This window comes from Nocardia sp. IBHARD005 (assembly GCF_052814245.1).
The window spans coordinates 151,086-173,042 of sequence record NZ_CP199935.1; the positions used below are offsets into that span (position 1 = coordinate 151,086).

A 21,957-nucleotide genomic window follows, 5' to 3' on the forward strand; every position below is an offset into this window, starting at 1 on the left:
GCCGGAAAGCACCCGCCGTGAGCGCACCGCCCGCGCCGGTAGCGACGACGGACGAGACCCGCGCCAAGTCGCTGCTACAGCGGGTGATCCTGCCTCGCCCGGGTGAGCCCCTCGACGTGCGGACCCTCTACCTGGAGGAATCCACCACCAACGCCCGTCGCGCGCACGCCACCAGCCGCACCGAGCTGTCGATCGGCGCGGAGTCGGAGGTGTCGTTCTGCACCTACTTCAACGCGCTGCCCGCGAGCTACTGGCGTCGCTGGAGTGTGCTGAAGTCGGTGGTCCTTCGCCTGGAACTGGCCGGGCACGGCCGGGTCGACGTCTACCGCTCCAAGGCCGACGGTTCGCGAATTCACGTGCAGGGCAAGGAGTTCGCCGTCGCGCTTGCCGGGCGAGCTCAGGCCCCGGAGGCGGAAGCGGAGCGTAACCACGGAGGGGACAGCGAATTCGACACAGCCGCCGACTCGGTGGACGTGGAGTTCGAAACCGATCTCGGCCCGTTCGAGGACGGCGGCTGGATCTGGTTCGACATCACCACCGACACGGCCGTCACGCTGCTGTCCGGCGGTTGGTACGCACCGCAGGAAGCGCCCGGCACGGGCTCGATCGCAGTCGGCATGCCCACGTTCAACCGGCCCACCGACCTGGTCAAGACGCTCAGCGCGCTCGGCTCGGATCCGTTGGTGCTCAGCAACATCGCCGCGGTGATCGTCGCCGACCAGGGCAACCGCAAGGTCGTCGACGAGCCCGGTTTCACCGAAGCCGCCGCGACCCTCGGTGACCGGCTCGCCATCTGCGACCAGCCCAACCTCGGTGGTTCCGGCGGGTACAGCCGCGTCATGTACGAGGCGCTGAAGACCGACGCCGAGTACATCGTCTACATGGACGACGACATCGAGATCGAGCCCGACTCGATCCTGCGTGCCCTCGCGTTCTCCCGGTTCGCGAAGTCGCCGCTGCTGGTCGGCGGGCAGATGCTGAACCTGCAGGAGCGTTCGCACCTGCACAGCATGGGCGAGGTCGTCGACCGCTCGATCTTCATGTGGTCCTCGGCGCCGAATGTCGAATACGACCACGACTTCTCGAAGTACCCGCTCAAGGACCGCGACAACTCCAAGCTGCTGCACCGGCGCATCGACGTCGACTTCAACGGCTGGTGGACCTGCGTGATCCCGCGTCAGGTCGCCGAGGAGATCGGTCAGCCGCTGCCGCTGTTCCTCAAGTGGGACGACGTCGAGTACGGCCTGCGCGCGCGCAACGCCGGCTACCCGACCGTCACCCTGCCCGGTGCGGCCGTCTGGCACATGGCCTGGTCCGACAAGGACGACGCCATCGACTGGCAGGCCTACTTCCACCTGCGCAACCGCCTCGTCGTCGCCTCCCTGCACCTGCCCGGTGACGGCAAGCCGATGATCGTCAACACGATCAAGGCCACCCTCAAGCACCTGCTGTGCCTGGAATACTCCACGGTCGCCATCCAGAACGAGGCGATCCGCGACTTCCTGGCCGGTCCCGAGGGTCTGTTCGACCTGCTCCCCACCGCGCTGGGCAAGATCCACGGCATGCGCAAGGAGTTCCCGGACGCGGTCGTCGTGCCCTCGTCCACCGAACTGCCGCTGGCCAACCGCCACGGCGTCGGCGCGGTCGGCGAACCGGGCAACCCCCTCGCGAAGGTCGCGCGCCTGGCCAAGGGTGTGGTGCACAACTTCCGCAAGGCCGACCCGGCCGCCTATGAGACGCCGCAGCTCAACGTGCCGACGCTGGACGCGCGCTGGTACCTGCTCTCGCAGGTCGACGGTGTCACCGTGACCACCGCCGACGGTCGCGGCGTCGTCTACCGCAAGCGTGACCCGCGCCAGGCCCGCGACCTGCTCAAGGAAGCCATGCGCCTGCGCAAGGAACTCACCGCCCGCTTCCCGGAGATGCAGCAGCGCTACCGGGCCGCGCACGCCGAGCTCACCAGCACGGTGGCGTGGGAGAAGACCTTCGGCCTTCACGACGGGCTCGGAGGCGGCAGCGAGCGTAACCACGTAGAGCCCCGGGAACGCCGAGAAGACGACAGCCTGAACGGAACCGCGAAGTGACCAACACCGAACTGCCCGAAGTGGAAATGGCCGAGGAAGGCTGCTGCGGCGGCTGCGATTGCAGCGGCGACTACGTGGAGGTCCCGGTCGAGGTCGCGATCCTCAACGCCGTGCAGGACACCATCGGCACCAGCCCGGCCGTCGTCTCCGCGGCGCGCGGCATGTCGCACTTCGGCGAGCACGCGCTCGGCTGGGTCGGCATCGCCGCCGCGGGCTGGCTGGTCGACAAGCCACGCCGGCGTCAGTGGGCGGGGGTCGCGGTGGGCGCGGTCGGCGCGCACGCCGCGTCGATCGTGATCAAGCGGATCGTCCGGCGTCCGCGACCCAACGATCCGTCGGTGCAGGTCAACGTGTCGACGCCGAGCAAGTTGAGCTTCCCGTCCTCGCACGCCACCTCCACCACGGCGGCGGCGGTGTTGCTCGGCCGCTTGACCGGGCTACCCTTGCCTGCGGTGATCGTCCCGCCGATGCTGCTGTCCCGGGTTGTGCTCGGGGTGCATTACCCTTCCGACGTGATCGCCGGTTCCGCTTTGGGGGCCGCGTCGGCTGCTGCCGTGCTAGCCGCCGAAAAGAGACTCCGCCCTGGCGGCGAGCTCAAAGCCCGGAGGCGGAAGCTTGCGTGACCACGCAGGGCTTGTGAGCGCCAGAATGGAACACAGTGACCGCAACTGAAAGAACTTTGGCCCAGATGAGCGAAGAACCGTCCGCCGCCGTCCTTGACGAGGGTGTTGTGAATGGCCCGCCGAAGACGCTGCTCGGTGGTGTCATCAAGGCCATGCGCCCACGTCAGTGGGTCAAGAACGTCCTGGTGCTCGCCGCGCCGCTCGCCGCCGGACCGGAAGCGGTCGGCGACGGGGGGATTCTCCTGCACGTCGCGATCGCGTTCATCGTGTTCTGCATGGCGGCCTCGGGCATCTACCTGGTCAACGACTCACTCGACGTCGACGCCGATCGAGCCCACCCGACCAAGCGCTTCCGGCCGATCGCGGCGGGCGTGGTTCCTGTCAACCTGGCTTACGCGCTCGCGGCGGTACTGCTGATCGGTTCGATCGCCGGTTCGTTCCTGGCGTCGTGGCAGCTGGCCGTGGTGATGGCGGTCTACATCGGCATCCAGCTCGCCTACTGCCTCGGTCTCAAGCACCAGGCTGTGCTCGACATCTGCATCGTGTCCTCGGGCTTCCTGCTGCGCGCCGTGGCCGGTGGCGCGGCCGCCGATATCGCGCTGTCGCAGTGGTTCCTGCTGGTCATGGCGTTCGGTTCGCTGTTCATGGCGGCGGGCAAGCGGTACGCCGAGTTGCAGTATGCGCTCGACACCGGCGCCAAGATCCGCAAGTCGCTGGAGTACTACACCCCGACCTACCTGCGCTTCATCTGGACACTCGCGGCCACCGCGGTCGTAGTCTTCTACGGCCTCTGGGCATTCCAGCAGGACTCGGCTCGAGACACCCAGTGGTATTCGATCTCGATGGTCCCGTTTACCATCGCAATCCTGCGTTACGCGGTCGACGTCGATGGTGGCGGGGCCGGTGAACCCGAAGAGATCGCGTTGGGGGACCGCATCCTGCAGTTCCTCGCTATTGCCTGGATCGGAGCGGTAGGTGTCGCTGTCTATCTCACCTGACGAGATGCTGGTAGCGGAGCAGGATTCAACCGAAGACGAGCAGCTACGCGACGACGAGTCGCCGCGTCCTGACGCGCGTTTCCCGGTGCTGTCCCGCGCCATCTTTGTCGGTGGGGTGGTAGTCACCGCCGTGCTGTTCACGGTGGGTGCGTGGCAGCGGCGCTGGATCGCCGATGACGGCCTGATCGTGCTGCGCACGATCCGCAACCTGCTCGCGGGCAACGGCCCGGTCTTCAATGCCGACGAGCGGGTCGAGGCCAACACCAGCACCGCGTGGACCTACCTGGTCTGGTTCTTCTCCTGGCTCACCCAGGCCCGCCTCGAGTACGTGGTGCTCGGCGTGGCGCTGGTGGTTTCGGTGCTCGCGGTGGTGTTCGCGATGCTCGGCACCGCGCGGCTGTGGGGCGGAACCAGTGGTCAGTTGCTGATTCCGGCCGGTGTGCTGGTGTACATCGCATTGCCGCCCGCGCGTGATTACGCCACCTCCGGGCTGGAGAGCGGTCTGGTGATCTGCTGGGCCGGGCTGCTGTGGTGGCTGATGATCCGCTGGAGTCAGGCCGCTGTCGTTCGCGTGCCGAGCCTGTTGGGCCTGGTCTTCTTGGCCGGGCTCGCGCCGCTCGTTCGCCCAGAGGCCACGCTGATCGGCGTGCTCGCGCTCGGCATGATCTTCCTCGCGCCGCTGCCGCAGTTCCGGTTCGGGCCGATCGCGTTGCGCGCGCTGATCGTGTTCGTCGCCGGGATCGTGCCGGTGGGGTATCAGATCTGGCGGATGGGCTACTACGGCCTGCCCTACCCGAACACCGCGGTCGCCAAGGACGCGGGCGGTGCAAAGTGGGGACAGGGTGTCACCTATCTGTGGGACCTGGTCGGCCCGTACTACCTGTGGATTCCGCTGCTCGTGCTGCTGATCGCCGGTGTGGTCGCGGGGATCGCGCGTGGCTTCGCGCTGCCGCGGTTGACGGTGGCGGGTGTGCGGGTGTGGCTGCGTTCGCCGAGCGCGGTGGTCGTGATGGTGCTGGCCAGCGGTCTGCTGCTCACCGTGTACGCGGTGCGCGTCGGTGGCGACTTCATGCACGGGCGAATGCTGCTCACCCAGCTGTTCCTGCTGCTGTTGCCGGTGGCCGTCGTCCCGATCCCGGCGCGGTTGCGGAATTCCGGCTGGTCCATCGCGGTGCTGCTGATCGCGTTGCTCGGCACGGCGGGCTGGTCGCTGTACGCGGCGAGCACCACCGCGATCACGACCGGCACCAAGATCCGCTCCTCGGGCATCGTCGACGAGCGCATCTACTACGTGCTCAATACCGGCAAGGACCACCCGATCCTGGCCGAGGACTACCTCGACTACCCGCGCATGCGCGCCATGGTCAACGACATCGCCGCCAACCCCAACGGTGGCCTGCTGCTGAACTCGCCCGCCTTCACGTTCTGGTACCTCGACCCGCCCCCGCAACCGATCCCCGAGGGCGGCTCCGGGCACACGGTCTACTTCCTGAACCTGGGCATGACGAGCATGAACGTGCCCCTCGACGTGCGGGTGATCGACCCGATGGGCCTGGCCTACCCGCTGGCCGCGCATTCGGACCGGCTCGCCGACGGCCGCATCGGCCACGACAAGAGCCTGTACCCGGACTGGGTGGTGGCCGATTCCGGCATGGTAGACATCCATCCGTGGATGCCCTGGTACATGGACGAGGAATGGGTCACCCAGGCCCGCACGGCCATGTCGTGCCCGCAAACCCAGGCGCTGATGATCTCCACCCGAGATCCGATGACGTTCGACCGGTTCAAACACAACCTGCGCCACGCCATGACGTTCGCGAAATACCGCATCGACCGGGTGCCCAAGTACGAAATCCAGCGGTGCGGACTCGTGGACCCGTTCCCCGAACCGCCTCGCTGAAACCCCTCGGCCTGGGTTTTCACAGTGGCGTTCGCCGCTAAATCACTTTTCGGTAACGCCAGGCTATCGATGTAGCGATATGGTCACTGAGGAACGAGACCCGTCGGCGCACTGGTGTGCCGGTATCTAGTCGGCGGTCATTGCAACTGCGGTTCCGCGCGAACCGCTCGAGGAAAGGCCCATAACAGAATGCGTGGCGGACGTCTCAGAGCCCGGGGAACCGGCTGGCTCAAACGATCGGTGCTTGTCTCCCTGGCTGTACTGCTGCCGATCAGTGCGGCGGTGGCCGGTCCCACCGGCACCGCGACGGCGGCCTTCGACCCCACAGGTTTCGACTTCTGGGTCGACTCGGAGATGGGCCCGATCAAGTCGCGGATCTTCCGCGCGGCCGATGGCAACACCAATCGGGTCGTGTACGCGCTCGACGGTATGCGTGCGGGCGACGACCTCAGCGGCTGGGAAAAAGACACCAATGTCGCCCGCGCGCTGACGAACGCCAACATCAACGTCGTGATGCCGGTCGGCGGCCAGTCCAGCTTCTACGCCGACTGGAACGCGCCGAGCAACTTCTTCGGCATCGACGCCGGTTCGGGCGGTAGCTCCACCGGTTCGGCCGCGACCGGCTCGGCGATGACCGGTTCGTCGATCGCGCCCGCCCAGGTGGCGGGCAAGAAGAACACCTACAAGTGGGAAACCTTCCTCACGAGCCACCTGCGCAACGCGCTGTCGGCACGCCTGGGCTTCAACCCCAACAACAACGGCGTGTTCGGTCTGTCGATGGGTGGCTCCGCCGCGCTGACGCTCGCCGCCTACCACCCCGACCAGTTCAGCTTCGCGGGCTCGTTCTCCGGGTACCTGAACATCTCGGCGCCCGGTATGCGTGAAGCTATGCGTGTTGCGATGATCTCGGCCGGTGGCTTCAACATCGACGCGATGGCGCCGCCGTGGGGCCAGCAGTGGTTCCACATGGATCCGTTCGTGTTCGCTCCGCGCCTGGTCGCCAACGGCACCCGCGTCTGGGTCTCCGCGGCCAGCGGTATCCCCGGTGGGGGCGATGTGTCCAACCCGATGGAGATCGTCCAGGGTGTCCCGCTCGAACTGCTCGCGATGGTGAACAGCCGCGCGTTCCAGGTCCGCATGGCCACCCTCGGCGGCGGCAACGCCCACTTCGACTTCCCGATCACCGGCGTGCACAACTGGCGCAACTGGGAAACCGAAGTCAACCGCATGATCCCGGACCTTTCCGCGAACATCGGCTAGGTAAACCCCGCTAGACCCAGAAAGACCGCTCGGTGCCTCGTCAGCGCCGGGCGGTTTTTCTCGTTTTCGTCACGATCTGAGCCACACGCGGCGACGAATCAATGTCCGGCAGATCACCAGGAGTTGTGCTCGGGGTCACTTTCCAGCAACATGTAGACCATTCGTCACCGATTTATACACAGTGAGCATGCGTCGAGGTTGAATCGTCCGTTTTGTCCTGGATTGGTCTCTCTCGACGTCCGATGAGGGATCCGACTGCGTAGCTCGGTATTTGCGCATTCGGTCTGCGAGAAAGGTCTAGTCGAATGCGAACACTGCGCCGCAAGCGTGGGCCCGTGAAGACCGCAGCCCCTGGTTCGTGGGCTCGGCGCTGGGCCGCGGGCGTATCCATGGCTCTACTCGTTCCGATCGCGACGGCCGTCACCGGGGGGATCGCGCCCGCTTCGGCCGGCTTCAACGGCAATGCCTTCGACTTCTGGGTCGACTCCGGGATGGGCCCGATCAAATCGCGCGTGCTACGCGCCGCGAACGGCAACCTGGACCGCGTCGTCTACGTCCTCGACGGTATGCGCGCACCGGAGCACCTCAACGGCTGGGAGATCGAAACCGATATCCCCAATGCGCTGGCCGCGGCGAATATCAATGTGGTGATGCCGGTGGGTGGCATGTCCAGCTTCTACGCCGACTGGAACGCGCCGAGTGATTTCTTCGGTATCCCTGGCAACGGAGCGCCTGCCTCGGGTTCCGGTGCGGGCAACGTGCTGTCGGGCGGGCCGGGAAAAAGCTACCGATACCAGTGGGAATCGTTCCTCACCGGCGACCTGCGCAACGCACTCGCCGACCGGCTCGGCTTCAACCGCTTCCGCAATGGCGTGTTCGGCCTGTCGATGGGCGGCTCGGCCGCGCTGACGCTGGCCGCCTACCACCCGGACCAGTTCTCCTTCGCCGGTGCGTATTCGGGCTACCTGAACATCTCTGCCCCCGGCATGCGCGAGGCCATCCGGCTCGCGATGATCGACGCGGGCGGCTACAACGTGGACGCCATGGCGCCGCCGTGGGGCCCACAGTGGCTGCGGATGGATCCGTTAGTGTTCGCACCCAACCTGGTAGGCAACAACACCCGGCTGTGGATAGCGGCAGGCTCGGGCTTGCCGACCAATACCGACGGCCCGAACGGGAACACCGTCAACGGGATGGCGCTGGAAGCCTTGGCACTGGCCAACACCAAGGCATTCGAAGTCAGGATGGCGACACTGGGCGCCCGTAACGTCACCTACTCTTTCCCCGCCTTCGGCATCCACGCCTGGAACAACTGGAATGACGAAGCGCTGCGAATGATTCCGGATTTGTCGAACAACATCGGCTGACACCACAAACCGGCGCCGCAAAATTTGCGGCGCCGGTTTCGTATGCCCGACCACTGCGGCGACTGAACATTACGTTCATAAGACGACCACGCCACGCACATACGCAACCACCACGGGTTTTCGGCCGCCTCGGATCCGAGGGGCGAGACGGAACGCCGAAGGCGCAGTATCGCCCCTCGGATTCGAGGCCCACAGGGCCGAAAACCCAGCGGCGCCAGCCGCCAAAGTCACTGCCCTTGCGGTTAATTCGCGGGTCGAATATCCTCCAGCGAGCGTAAGTGTGACCAGATCGTTGTTTCATCCGTCTGATCGACCGGACTGTCGGGGCCGGGTCGGGAGCGGCAGACGCGTCTGGCATGCCATAACAGCAGAAAGAGAGCGGAATTCACATGCGTTTCGGCAAGGCCGTCGCCCCGGCATCTCGTGGTTGGCGTAACCGAATTCTAGCTGTCGGCGCCGCAGCCCTTGTGCTGCCGATCGCCGCGGGAGCGGCCCCGACCGCGCTCGCCGCGCCGGTGTCGGCACCTGCGTTGCGCGCACCGGCCGGTGGCTACGAAGAACTCATGGTGCCCTCGAAGATGGGCCCGGTGAAGGTCCAGGTGCAGTGGGCGAAGAACGGCGGCAACGCCGCGCTCTACCTGCTCGACGGTCTGCGCGCCCGTGACGACCGCAACGCCTGGTCGTTCGAGACCAACGCGATGCAGCAGTTCGGCAACGACAATGTCACCCTGGTGATGCCGGTGGGTGGCCAGTCCAGCTGGTACGCCGACTGGACCGCCGCGAGCAACACCAACGGCCAGAAGACCACCTACAAGTGGGAGACCTTCCTGACCGAAGAGCTCCCCGCCTTCCTCGAGGGCTACGGCGTGTCCCGCAGCAACAACGCGGTGCTCGGCCTGTCGATGTCGGGTCCGGCCGCGCTGCGCCTCGCCGCACTGAACCGCGATCAGTTCAAGCACGCGTCCTCGCTCTCGGGCCCGCTGAACTGGGGCGCCCCCGGCATGCGTGAGGCCATCCGCGTGATGATGCTCGACGCAGGTCGTTTCAACGTCGACGCCATGGCCGCGCCGTGGAGCTCGGCGTGGCTGCGGATGGACCCGATGGTGTTCGCGCCCGAGCTGCGCGGCCTGCCGATGTTCATCTCCTCGGCCAACGGCCTGCCCGCCCAGCACGACAAGCCGGCCGGTCTCGGTGGCGTCTACAACACCGGCAACGCGATGGCCATCGAGGCCATCTCGTTCGTGAGCACGCTGGCCTTCCAGCGTCGCCTCAACACCCTTGGCATCAATGCCGTGTACGACATCGGCGCCGCCGGTACCCACTCGTGGAAGTACTGGGAAGACGAGCTGTGGAAGGCGCGTCCGCACATCCTGAACGCACTGGGCGCCTAGTAGTTTCCGCTCAGCAACAACTCGAAGACCGGCTCACCCCCAGGGTGGGCCGGTCTTTTTGCGGTGTCCGCCGCTCGCGTGTCCTCCCCAGTTATCGCTGCCTGTTGCGGTACAACCGACGGTGAGGCTGTGTCCCCATTTCCGGGATGATGGAGGGTCGCGTGTGATGACGGTAAAGAGTGTCTCAGCGCCGATGCGGCGGATCCTCGGCATCGCGGCCATGACGGCGGCCCTGCTCGCACCAGCCGTCACCGTTCCCGCGCAGGCGCAACCGGCGGTGTCCGGGGTGCAGCGGGTGGACTGGCTCTCGGATCGGCGGGTGGCGCTGTGGGTGTACTCGGCCGCCATGAAGACCCCGATCCAGGTCCAGATGCTGTTGGCGCGGGACTGGAATGTGCGTCCCGAGGCGAAGTTCCCGATGCTGCTCATGCTCGACGGTCTGCGCGCGCAGGACGACGAGAACGGCTGGACCAAAGACGCCGACGCCGAGGGCTTCTACGCCGACAAGAACGTCAACGTGGTGCTACCGGTCGGCGGCCAGTCGAGCTGGTATTCGGACTGGCTCGCCCCCGACAACGGCGTCACCTACAAGTGGGAGACATTCCTGACAAAGGAGCTCCCCCCGATCCTCGAGCGTGACTGGCGAACCACGGATGTGCGTGGGGTACAAGGTCTTTCGATGGGCGGCACGGCGGCGATGAACCTCGCGGGCCGCAACCCCGGGCTGATGAGATACGTGGCCTCCTACTCGGGCCTGCTCACCACCACGACACTCGGTATGCCGCAGGCGATCACCTTCGCCAACAAGGACGCAGGCGGCTTCGACGCGGGCGCGATGTGGGGTCCGCCCGGCAGCCCCGAGTGGGCTGCGCACGACCCGTATCAGCTGGCCGACAAGCTCAAAGGCGTCAGCATGTACGTCTCCAGCGGCAGCGGTCTGGCCGGCTCGCACGATCGGCTCAGTGACGTGCCGTTGATGAGCGAGAACTGGGCGGGCACCGGCCTGGAGATCCTCTCGCGCCTGTCGACCCAGAACTTCGTCGCCAAGCTCGAGAAGCTGGCGATCCCGGTGCAGGCGAATTACCGTCCCGCCGGCACGCACACGTGGCCCTACTGGGATTTCGAGATGCGTCAGTCGTGGTCGCAGGCGGCCGCGGCGCTCGGTACCGATCCCGGCGGCTCGACCTGCACGCTGGGCGGTGCGATCGCCGGGGTCGCGCAAGCGGCGAACTGGCTGGGCAACTGCCTGACCGCGGAATACCCGGCGGGCACCGGAATGGTGCAGGACTTCGCGAACGGTCGGGTGTTCCATTCCGCCACGGCGGGCACGCACGCGGTGGGCGGGCGCATCGGTGGTACCTACGCCGGTGTCGGCGGCGCGTTCTCGCCGCTCGGCATGCCCACCGGAGGCGAGCTCGGCCTGCCCGACGGGCGCGGGCGCATGCAGACCTTCGAAGGCGGCTCGATCTACTGGACCCCGCAGACCGGCGCGCAGGTGATGCGCGGCGCGTTCCTCGAGGAGTGGGGCAAGCAGGGCTTCGAGGGCGGTCCCGCCGGCTATCCGGTGGCCGCCGAGGCGCCCACACCCAGCCGTGACGGCTCGGTACAGGCGTTCGAACACGGTCCGATGTTCTACAGTCCGGCCACCGGCGCGCACCGGGTGTATGGCTTCATCCTCGACAAGTACAGCCAGCTCGGCTTCGAGAACAGCCCGCTCGGGTTCCCGGTCGCCGAGGAGGCGCCGCTGAAGGATCTCGGGCGCTACAGCCGGTTCGAGGGCGGCAATATCTACTGGAGTCCGCTCTCGGGTGCCTGGTCGGTGCGTAACGGCGCGCTCGCCGACGCCTGGGGTGCGCAGGGGTTCGAGAACGGCAGGCTCGGCTATCCGGTGAGCGACGAGTTCACCGTTCCCGGTGGAATCCAGCAGAACTTTCAAACCGGGTTCATCGTGGTGCGAGACGGCAAATCCGAAGTTCACGGGGTGTGAGCTCGGGCTGAGAACTCTCTGAGCATCGCCCAGTGGGGCCCGGCATTGCCGATTGTCCGGCTAGCCTGGTCTGCGACCGCTTCCCTGACGAACGATCGAGGAAAGACATCTTCATGCATCGGATCCCTGGCAAGGTAGCCGGATCGGTCGCGGCCCTGGCTGCCGTCGCCCTGTTGTCCGCCTGTGGCGGCAACGACTCGACCGCGTCGCAGACGCCCACCCTCTCCAGCAGCGTCGCCGCGAAGGCGACGACGACGCCGCCCGTGGTCATCGAGCCGCCCGCCGAGGCGCCGTCGAGCACCGCACCGGAGCCGAGCCCGTCTGCCGAGGAGCCGACGCCCCTCCCGCAGACCAGCGCCGCCGCGCCGGCGACCGGCAAGGACAAGGCGTTCCTCGACGAGCTGGCCAAGAACGGAATCACCCCGGGCGACCAGACGACCGCGTTGACCACCGCGACCTACATCTGCTCCACCAAGGGCAGCGGGGCCAGTGACGCCGACGTCGCCACCTTCGTCGCCGCGATGGCGGGCACCGACCCGGCATTCGACGCGTCGAAGATGGACGTCAACAAGGCAGCACAGATCTACATCGCTGCCGCGAACTCGACCTACTGCTAGTGACGCCCCGACCGACGCGACGCTCCCGCAGGTTCTGGCCTGCGGGGTGCTTCACCGTGCTGGCGCTGCTCGTCCTGGCGATCATCGTCATCGTGCTGCTCTGGTACCTGCTCGCGGGCCGGTTGAAAGAGCCGCCGCCGACGCCGCCCGGCCCGCCGCCGCCCACGTCGCAGTCGGCGGATTGCCCCGATGTGATGCTGCTCTCGATTCCGGGCACCTGGGAGTCGTCGGCCACCGACGATCCGTACAACCCGCAGGCGAACCCGATCTCGTTGATGCTCAGCGTTTCCGGGCCCCTGCGCGCGCAGTTCCCGGACAACCGGCTCGAGGTGTACACGGTTCCCTACGTGGCCCAGTTCTCGAACCCGATCGCGTTCCCGCCCGACGGCCAGGCTTCCTACAACAACAGCCGCACCGAGGGCACCGCGCGAGCGACCGGCGTCCTGGCTCAGCGCCACAAGGAATGCCCGCTGACGAACTTCGTCATCGCGGGCTTCTCCCAGGGCGCGGTGATCGCCGGTGACGTGGCCGCCCAGATCGGCGCGGGCAACGGGCCGATCCCGGAGGCCAATGTGCTCGGCGTGACAGTGATCGCCGACGGCCGCCGCACCGCGACCGGTCCCGGTCAGCCCACCGAGATCGGTGACCCGCCGCCCGCGGGCGAGGGCGCCGAGGTGGCGCTCGAGGGGGTCAACGTGCCCGGCATCAGCATGACCGGTCCGCGTCCCGGTGGTTTCGGCACGCTGGCACCCAAGGTGAACTCCATCTGCGCGCCCGGCGACATCATCTGTGACGCACCACGCCAGGCGCTCAATCCGGCCAACGCGCTGGGCAGTCTCGCGGCGCTGGTCCGCTCCGCGGGCAACCCGGTGCACGCGCTGTACGCCTCGAACACAGTGGACGCCAACGGCACCACGGCCACCCAGTGGACGGTCAACTGGGCCGCGGGGCTCATCGAGAACGCGCCACATCCGCCACATTCGTAACGGAGTTGTCACAGTCACAGTGGGTGCGTGATTGCCATGGATCATGCCTCGCTGTGACATCCGCACGCCGGATCGCTCGCACGCTGTAAAGTGCGCTGGGAATTGCGCCCGAGTACACACCAGCCAGGAGCGAAGAGTTCATGACCGAAGCTGCCGCACCCGTCGGTGAGTTGACCGCGCTGGGTACGCCGCTGCGTCCGTTCCGCTTCGGAGCGGCCGGAGAGGGCAACAAGCAGGAGGGCGGCGCGCGCAAGTTCGTCCAGACGGCGCAGGAAGCCGAGGAGATGGGTTACGACACCTTCTTCGTTCCTGATCACCTGGGCGATCAGGTCGGCCCGATCGCCGCGCTTGGCGCACTCACGCAGGCCACCAGCAAGATCCGCCTCGGCACCTCGGTGCTGGCCAACGGTTTACGCCATCCGGTCGTGGTCGCCAAGGAATTGGCCACCCTCGACGTCCTGTCCAAGGGGCGCCTCGAGGTCGGTGTCGGCGCGGGCTGGATCAAGGAAGAGTTCGACAACGCGGGCATCCCGTTCGAGCGCCCCGGCGTCCGGCTGGAGAAGCTCGACGAGTCGCTGACCATCCTGGACACGCTGCTGCGCGGCCAGGAGTGCAATTTCGAGGGCAAGCACTACCAGGTGCGTGGCATCAAGGGCACCCCGCGCCCGCGGCAGGGCCCGCGCCCGCCGCTGTGCACCGGTGGTGGCGGTCCGAAGATGCTGGCACTGGCGGCCAAGCACGCCGATATCGTCTCGGTCGTCCCGCAGACCACCAAGAACGGCAAGGGCCTGCTCTCGGGCATTACGCTCGAGAAGACGATCGAGAAGGTCAACATCGTCAAGGCCGCTGCCGGTGACCGGTTCGCCGACATCGAGCTGAACTGGGCCATCACCGCTATCGTCATCACCGACGACCGGGAGAAGACCGCTGAGATGGCGCTGCGGGCGATCGAACGCGGTCTGCATCCCGACCTCGAAGTCGACGTCGAACTGACCGTTGAGGAGATCCTGAGCTCGCCCTACATCGCGATCGGCACGTTCGAGGAAATCGCCGAACAGGTCAAGCGTGTGCGGCAACTCACTTCGATGTCGTATGTGGGCATCTTCCCCACCCAGATGGATGCTTTCGCGCCTGTCATTCCGCTGCTGCGGGAGGACTGAGCGGGGGTTCTCTGTAACATGACTCTGGTTTGAGAACATCTAGCCGATAGCGGTCACCGCGCAGACCGCTCGAAAATCCGCAGGGTTGTCGACGATGCACGTTCGTGCGAGTTCGATGGCCGGTGGCGATATAGCGAGTCGAGGCCGCAGAGCTTGTCATCGCGTCCTCGCAAGGAGAAGAAGGAATGGAAGAGACTTTCGACGACTACCTGGACGAGACCGGGAATATCATCATTCCCGAGGGTCGGACCCTGGTCGATCACGTCGAGAAGCACACCCGTAACGATGCGAATACGCTCGCGTACCGCTACATCGACTACTCGCGGGAACGCGACGGCGAGGTGCACGAGCTGACCTGGCAGGAGTTCGGGGTCCGGCTGCGCGCGGTGGCTGCTCGGCTGCAGCAGGTGACCAATCCGGGCGACCGGGTCGCGATCCTCGCGCCGCAGGGCCTTGACTACGTGATCTCCTTCTTCGCGGCGATCTACGCGGGCACCATCTCGGTGCCGCTGTTCGATCCCGACGAGCCGGGTCACACCGACCGCCTGCACGCCGTCCTCGGCGACTGCGCGCCGTCGGCGATCCTCACCGCGACCTCCTCGGCCGCCGGTGTGCGCCAGTTCTTCCGTTCGCTGCCCGCCGCGCAGCGCCCGCGCATCATCGCCGTCGACGCCATCCCGGACACCCTCGGTGACTCCTGGGTGCGCCCCGACACCGCGGTCGGCGATATCGCCTACCTGCAGTACACCTCGGGTTCCACCCGGGTGCCCGCCGGTGTGGAGATCACCCACCGCGCGGTCGCCACCAACCTGCTGCAGATGATCAAGTCGCTGAACATGAACGAGAACTCGCGTGGTGTCACCTGGCTCCCGCTGTTCCACGACATGGGTCTGCTCACGGTGATCCTGCCCGCGGTCGGCGGCAAGTTCATCACCATCATGTCGCCGAGCGCGTTCGTGCGTCGTCCCTCGCGCTGGATCAACGAGCTGGCCGCCGTCTCCGACGGTGCGGGCACGTTCGCGGCCGCGCCGAACTTCGCGTTCGAGCACGCCGCCGCGCGCGGTGTGCCCAAGGCGGGCGAGTCGCTCGACCTGTCGAATGTGATCGGCCTGATCAACGGGTCCGAGCCGGTGACGGTCTCGTCGATGAAGAAGTTCAACGAGGCGTTCGCACCGTTCGGCCTGCCCAAGACCGCGATCAAACCGTGCTACGGCATGGCGGAGGCGACGCTGTTCGTCTCGGCCACTCGCGCCGAGGACGAGGCCAAATACGTCTACGTCGATCGCAACGAGCTCAACGCGGGCCGCATGGTGCGCGTGGACCAGTCCGACGAGGCCGCCATCGCGCAGGTGTCGTGTGGTTACGTCGGGCTGTCGCAGTGGGCCGCGATCGTGGATCCGGAATCGGCGGACACCGCGCAGGGTCGCGAGCTGCCCGACGGGCAGGTCGGCGAGATCTGGCTGCACGGCAACAACATGGGCATCGGTTACTGGGGTCGCCCCGCCGAGTCGACCAAGGCGTTCCGCAACAAGGTCACCGAGCCCGTCGCGGGCGGGCACACCGACGGCACTCATCCCGATGCCGACTGGATGCGCACCGGCGACTTCGGCGTGTACTTCGAGGGCGAGCTCTACATCACCGGTCGCGTCAAGGACCTGGTGATCGTCGACGGACGCAACCACTACCCGCAGGACCTGGAGTACTCCGCACAGGAGGCCTCCAAGGCGCTGCGCCCCGGTTTCGTCGCGGCCTTCGCGGTGCCTGCCAATCAGCTGCCCGCCGAGGTCTTCGCCGCCGACAGCCACTCCGGCCTGAAGTTCGACGTCGACGACGCGTCCGAGCAGCTGGTGGTCGTGGCCGAACGTGGTCCCGGCGCCGGTAAGGCCGACCCCGGCCCGATCGCCGACGCGGTGCGTGCCGCGGTCTCGATGCGCCACGGCGTCACCGCTCGTGACATCCTGCTCGTGCCCGCCGGTTCCATCCCGCGAACCTCCAGCGGCAAGATCGCCCGGCGCGCCTGCAAGGCCGCCTACCTCGAGGGAACGCTGCGCGGTGGTTACACCCAGCAGGCTTTCCCCGATGCACCGGAAGAGTAATTGGCTCGACACGGAGACGACGCCCGGTATGCCCTGTGCATGCCGGGCGTGGAGTTCCACGGCGCGCCCTGCACACAGACAGGTAGCTTGAGGACTGATGGTTCATAACGATGGCTCCCAGAACAGTGATCGTCCCAGGACGACCGCTTCCGGTGACAACGATGGCGCCCAGAATGATGACCGTGCGATGACTGCTTCCGGTGACAACGCGACCTCCTCGACCGGCGGTGAGCTTTCGGTAGCCGAGCTGCGCGAATGGCTGCGCCGCTGGGTCGCCGACGCGACCGGTCAGTCTGTCGACGCGATCACCGTCGACCGGCCGATGGAGGAGTTCGGGCTCGCCTCGCGCGATGCTCTCGCTCTCGGTGGTGACATCGAGGACCTCACCGGTGTGGTGCTGACCCCGACGGTGGTCTACCAGCACCCGACGATCGCCTCGCTGGCCGAGGTCATCGTGCACGGTGAGCCGGAGCCGCCTGCCGAGGATTCCTCGGACTACACCGCCGCGTTCGCGCCCTCCGAAGCGCACGACATCGCGGTCGTCGGTCTTTCTACGCGTCTGCCGGGTGCGGGTACCACTCCTGAGTCGACCTGGGAGTTCATCATCGGCCGCGGTGACGCGATCCGTGAGCTGCCCGAAGGTCGCTGGTCGGAGTTCCTGACCGACCCGTCCGTGGCCAAGACCATCGACCAAGCTAACACCCTCGGCGGCTACCTGGATCAGGACGTCATCAAGGGTTTCGACGCCGAATTCTTCGCGATGTCGCCGATCGAGGTCGAGCAGGTCGACCCGCAGCAGCGGCTGATGATGGAGCTCACCTGGGAGGCGCTCGAGCACGCGCGCATCCCGGCCAGTGACCTCAAGGGCGGGCAGGTCGGCGTGTTCGTCGGCTCGTCCACCAACGATTTCCAGATGATCGCCTCGCTCGGTCTCGGCGACACCGATCCCGATGCGCCCGCCTCGTCCCGGGGATACGCGCTGCTCGGCGGCTCGACCGGCATCATCGCCAACCGCGTCTCCTACTTCTACGACTTCCGTGGCCCGTCGGTCACCGTCGACACCGCCTGCTCGTCGACCATCGTGGCCGTGCACCAGGCCGTGCGCGCGCTGCGCAGCGGTGAGGCCGAGGTGGCGCTCGCCGGTGGCGTGAACATGATCCTTGCCCCGGTGATCACCCTCGGTTTCGACCAGAACGGTGCCGTCGCCAAGGACGGGCACATCAAGGCGTTCTCCTCCGATGCCGACGGCATGGTCCGCTCCGAGGGCGCGGGCATGGTCGTGCTCAAGCGCCTGGCCGACGCCGAGCGCGACGGCGACAACATCCTTGGCGTCATCAAGGGCTCCGCCGTGAATTCCGACGGCCGCTCCAACGGCCTGTTCGCGCCCAACCCCGACGCGCAGGCCGACGTTCTGCGCGCCGCCTACCGCGACGCGGGCATCGTTCCCAACACCGTCGATTACATCGAGGCGCACGGCACCGGCACGCCGATCGGCGACCCGATCGAAGCCGAGGCGCTGGCCCGCGTGATCGGCCGTGGCCGCGACGCCGACAAGCCGGCCCTGCTCGGTTCGGCCAAGTCCAACTTCGGTCACCTCGAGTCCGGCGCGGGCGCGGCGAGTCTGGCGAAGGTGCTGATGTCGTTCCAGCACAACGTGATTCCGCCGAGCATCAACTACGCGGGCCCGAGCCCGTACATCCCGTTCGAGCAGGCCAACCTCAAGGTCGTCGACGAGGCGACCGAGTACCCGCGCTACAGCGGCGTCGCGACCGTCGGCATCTCCGGCTTCGGTTTCGGTGGTACCAACGCGCACGTGGTGTTGCAGGAGTACGTCGGAAAGTGCGCGGCGTCGCCGACATTCGCACCGATCGGTCTACAGACCACAGGTTCGCAGTCGGCCCCGGTGGCCGAGGACGTGACCGCCGAGCAGGTCGCCGCCGAGGAGGTCGAGGGCGAGGAGACCACCGGTGTGGTCGCCGAGGCCGTCGCGATCACCGAGGCCGCTGTCGAGCCGGTGCAGCCGTTCGTCGAATGGGACGGCGAGCGCGACGAGCCGTTGCCCGTGGTCCTGGCTGTTTCCGCCTATTTGCCGTCGCGTCGTAAGCGCGCCGCCGCCGAGCTGGCCGACTGGCTCGAAGGCGCGGGCAAGGACGTGCCGCTGGCCGACGTGGCCCGCTCGCTGGCCAAGCGCAGCCACCAGCGTTCGCGCGGTGTGGTGCTGGCCAAGACCCACGAAGAGGCCGTCACCGGTCTGCGCGCCATCGCCGAGGGTAAGCCGGGCGCCGGTGTGTTCACCGCCGATTCGCCCGCGTCCAACGGTCCGGTCTGGGTGTTCGCCGGGTTCGGTGCCCAGCACCGCAAGATGGCCAAGCAGCTCTACGGCGAGAACTCGATCTTCCGCACGACCGTCGACGAGGTCGACGAGCTGGTGCAGGACGAGGCCGGGTACTCGATCCGCGAGATGATCCTCGACGACGAGCAGGACTACGACGTCGGCACCTGCCAGGTCGGCATCTTCACCATCCAGCTCGGCCTCGCCGCGGTGCTGCGTGCCCACGGCGCGGAACCCGCTGCGGTGGTTGGCCATTCGATGGGTGAGGTGGCCGGCTCCTACATCGCCGGTGGTCTGGCGATCGAAGATGCGGTGCGCGTGATCTGTGCCCGTTCGCGCCTGATGGGCGAGGGCGAGCAGATGATCACCGAGGACGACGTGCGCAATATGGCACTCGTCGAACTCAGCGCCCACGATGTCGCGCTGCTGCTGCCGAAGTACCCCGACGTGGAGTGCGCGGTGTACGCCGCGCCGACCAACACCGTGATCGGCGGCCCGCGCGAGCAGGTCGAGGCGATCGTCGCCGAGGTCGAGGCGATGGGCAAGTTCGCCCGCATCCTCCCGACCCGCGGCGCGGGCCACACCTCCCAGATGGACCCGCTGCTCGGCGAACTCGCCGCCGAACTGGCAGGCATCGAGCCGACCTCGCTGAAGATCGGCCTGTACTCCACGGTGCACGAGGGCCTGTACTTCAAGCCCGGTTCCGAGCCGATCCACGACGAGCCCTACTGGGTGAAGAACATGCGCCACAGCGTGTACTTCACCAACGCGGTCAAGGCCGCCGTCGACTCCGGGCACACCACGTTCCTGGAGCTGGCGCCCAATTCCGTTGCGCTGATGCAGGTTCTTGGCACCACCTTCGCGGCGGGCGTGCACGACGCGCAGCTCATCCCGACGCTCAAGCGCAAGGAAGACGAGTCCGCCGGTGTGATCGGCGCGCTCGCCCAGCTCTACGTGCACGGCCATGCCGTGAACCTGAGTTCGCTGCTGCCCGAAGGTGATTACGCCGACGTGCCGCGCACCGCGTTCGTGCGCAAGGAGTACTGGCCCAAGGTTTCGATGTCCTCGGGTGGCGGGAACACTCGTGTGCCCGGTGCGCACGTCGCCATGCCGGACGGCCGCCACGCCTGGGAGATTCAGGCCGCCTCGGTGAGCGACCTGGCCGCGCTGGTGAAAGCCGCTGCCGCACAGGTTCTTTCCGATGTCGCGGTCTCGGTTTCCCATCCCCACGCCGCGCTGCCCACCGCGGGCACGCTGACCACCACGTTGACTCCGCACCTCGGTGGTGCGTCGGTCCAGGTGCACGCCAAGTCCGCGGCCGGGTTCACCCTGCTGTTCGACGCGGTCGTCACCTCCGGTGCCGCTCTCCCCGAACCCGTTGCCGCCGTGGCGGTTCCGGCCGAGCAAGCCGCGCCGACCGCCGCCGAGATCGCCATCGCCACCGGCGACCGCTGGAGCCCCGACAGCGGCGAGACCATCGAGCAGCGGCTGTGCGTCATCGTCGCCGAGTCCATGGGCTACGCCGTCGAGGACCTCCCGATGGAGATCCCGCTGATGGAACTCGGCCTCGACTCGCTGATGGCGATGCGCATCAAGAACCGCGTCGAATACGAGTTCGACATCCCGCAGCTGCAGATCTCGGCCGTGCGCGACGCCAGCCTCCACGAGGTGTCGAAGGTGCTGCGCTACGCGATCGAGCATCGCGACGAGGTCGAGGCGATGGCGGAGAAGCAGGCCGCCGCCAAGGCCGCCGGTGAGGATGTCGAGCTGGGTGTCGACGCCAACTTCGTCGAGGCCGCGCGGGCCGCGATCGCCGCGGGTGCGGATCCGCTGGCGGTGGCGAAGCAGGCCGGTGCCGAGCTGGGGTCGGAAGCTGCGGCGGTCGAATCGGTTTCGGATGCCACGCCGACTGACGCCAGCGCTCCGGCTGATGCCGAAGCAGGTGCTGTCGCCGATGTCGCGACTGCTGCCGAAGCGGCTGCGTCTGCCAACGACACTGCCGCCGAAGCGGTTTCGGAGCAGGCAGCCGTCGCCGATATCGACTACTTCGCCGATGCGGCTGGCGACGAGGACAACGTTCCGCCACGTGACGCGGCTGAGCGCCTGACCTACGCCACCTGGGCAGTCGTCACCGGCACCTCGCCGGGGGGCATCTTCAACACCCTCCCGATCCTCGAAGAGGAGGTCGCCGAGAAGATGGCGGCCCGCCTCACCGAGCGGGTCGGCGCGGAGATCACCGTCGATGACGTGCTCGACTGCGAGACCATCGAGCAGCTCGCCGATATCGTCCGCGGGTTGCAAGACAGCGGCGCCGATGTGGACGGCTTCATCCGCCCGCTGCGCGCCCGCGTCGAGGGTTCCGACGCCACCCCGGTGTTCGTGTTCCACCCCGCCGGTGGCAACACTCTGGTCTACGAGCCGCTGCTGAAGCGGCTGCCCGCCGACACCCCGATGTACGGCATCGAACGGGTCGACGGGTCCATCGAGGACCGAGCCCGTCAGTACCTGCCGGAGCTGCGCGAACTCCAGGGTGACGGACCGTACGTGCTGTACGGCTGGTCGCTGGGCGCCGTGCTGGCGATGCAGGTGGGGCAGCTGCTGCGCGAAGAAGGTGCCGATGTTCGCTATGTCGGCCTGATCGACCTGGCGATGACCGTCGAGGACGAGGACAACAGCCCCGAGGAGCGCGTGCGTCGCCTCGAGCGCTACCAGGCCTTCGCCAAGAAGACCTACAACGTCCCCGCCGAGCTCGACCGTGACCAGATCGAGGAACTGGCCGCGGCTTCCGACGCCGAGCAGTTCTCGATGATCAGCGATCTGATCAAGCTCTCCGGTGCGAAGATCCCCGGCGGCGTGCTCGAACACCAGCGCACTTCCTGGATCGAGAACCGAGCGTTGCAGCAGGTGCAGCCGCGCAAGTACGAGGGCGATGTCGTCCTCTACCTTGCCGACCGCTACCACGACGGCGCCATCGAGCTCGAGCCTCGGTTCGCTGATCGCAAGCCCAACGGTGGCTGGGACGAGTACGTTCCCAACCTGGAGGTCGTCCACATTCCGGGCGACCACCTACAGATTGTCGACGAACCGCGGATCGGCCAGATCGGTGCCGACCTCGCCGCCAAACTGGCCGCGATTTCCGCAAAGGGAGAATAAGTC

At 67.1% G+C, this 21,957-nt stretch carries 13 protein-coding genes; all 13 read left to right on the top strand.

All coding sequences use genetic code 11. The features are described from left to right. The first annotated feature begins 17 nt into the window (after positions 1–17). The 13 genes from ACTWPB_RS00705 (at position 18) to pks13 (ending at position 21,954) form a co-directional block, all read left to right on the top strand. Entirely contained in the window at positions 18–2,084 is a 2,067-nt protein-coding gene (locus ACTWPB_RS00705; protein ID WP_446226545.1) for a glycosyltransferase, read from the top strand. 26 nt (positions 2,085–2,110) lie between these two features. Beyond that, positions 2,111–2,707, top strand: coding sequence for a phosphatase PAP2 family protein (locus ACTWPB_RS00710; protein ID WP_446226546.1), 597 nt, complete (start codon positions 2,111–2,113; stop codon positions 2,705–2,707). A gap of 65 nt (positions 2,708–2,772) precedes the next feature. Then, positions 2,773–3,705 (top strand): decaprenyl-phosphate phosphoribosyltransferase, encoded by a 933-nt coding sequence (locus ACTWPB_RS00715; RefSeq protein ID WP_446223831.1) that lies wholly within the window; start codon positions 2,773–2,775, stop codon positions 3,703–3,705. A gap of 4 nt (positions 3,706–3,709) precedes the next feature. Continuing rightward, positions 3,710–5,605, top strand: a complete 1,896-nt coding sequence (zomB, locus tag ACTWPB_RS00720) for a flagellar motor control protein ZomB (protein WP_446226547.1) — start codon at positions 3,710–3,712, stop codon at positions 5,603–5,605. Positions 5,606–5,794: 189 nt separating this feature from the next. After that, the gene (locus ACTWPB_RS00725) at positions 5,795–6,865 is read left to right on the top strand and encodes an alpha/beta hydrolase (protein WP_446223832.1); all 1,071 of its coding nucleotides are present in this window, start codon (positions 5,795–5,797) and stop codon (positions 6,863–6,865) included. Positions 6,866–7,170: 305 nt separating this feature from the next. Then, positions 7,171–8,232 (top strand): alpha/beta hydrolase, encoded by a 1,062-nt coding sequence (locus ACTWPB_RS00730; protein ID WP_446223833.1) that lies wholly within the window; start codon positions 7,171–7,173, stop codon positions 8,230–8,232. A gap of 389 nt (positions 8,233–8,621) precedes the next feature. Beyond that, on the top strand, positions 8,622–9,623 hold the full coding sequence (locus ACTWPB_RS00735; RefSeq protein ID WP_446223834.1) for an alpha/beta hydrolase: 1,002 nt from the start codon (positions 8,622–8,624) through the stop codon (positions 9,621–9,623). Positions 9,624–9,789: 166 nt separating this feature from the next. Beyond that, the gene (locus ACTWPB_RS00740) at positions 9,790–11,610 is read left to right on the top strand and encodes an alpha/beta hydrolase-fold protein (protein ID WP_446223835.1); all 1,821 of its coding nucleotides are present in this window, start codon (positions 9,790–9,792) and stop codon (positions 11,608–11,610) included. A 113-nt stretch (positions 11,611–11,723) separates the two neighbouring features. After that, positions 11,724–12,227 carry a DUF732 domain-containing protein gene (locus tag ACTWPB_RS00745; RefSeq protein ID WP_446223836.1) on the top strand — a complete coding sequence of 168 codons (504 nt, stop codon included), beginning with the start codon at positions 11,724–11,726 and terminating at the stop codon, positions 12,225–12,227. After that, entirely contained in the window at positions 12,221–13,213 is a 993-nt protein-coding gene (locus ACTWPB_RS00750; RefSeq protein WP_446226548.1) for a cutinase family protein, read from the top strand. The genes ACTWPB_RS00745 and ACTWPB_RS00750 overlap by 7 nt, the downstream gene beginning before the upstream one ends. 140 nt (positions 13,214–13,353) lie before the next feature. Next, positions 13,354–14,373 (top strand): LLM class F420-dependent oxidoreductase, encoded by a 1,020-nt coding sequence (locus ACTWPB_RS00755; RefSeq protein WP_446223837.1) that lies wholly within the window; start codon positions 13,354–13,356, stop codon positions 14,371–14,373. 185 nt (positions 14,374–14,558) lie between these two features. Further along, a complete protein-coding gene (fadD32, locus tag ACTWPB_RS00760) occupies positions 14,559–16,469 on the top strand; it encodes a long-chain-fatty-acid--AMP ligase FadD32 (protein ID WP_446223838.1) in 1,911 nt (636 codons plus the stop codon). 187 nt (positions 16,470–16,656) lie between these two features. Continuing rightward, entirely contained in the window at positions 16,657–21,954 is a 5,298-nt protein-coding gene (pks13, locus tag ACTWPB_RS00765; RefSeq protein WP_446223839.1) for a polyketide synthase Pks13, read from the top strand. Positions 21,955–21,957: the final 3 nt, after the last annotated feature.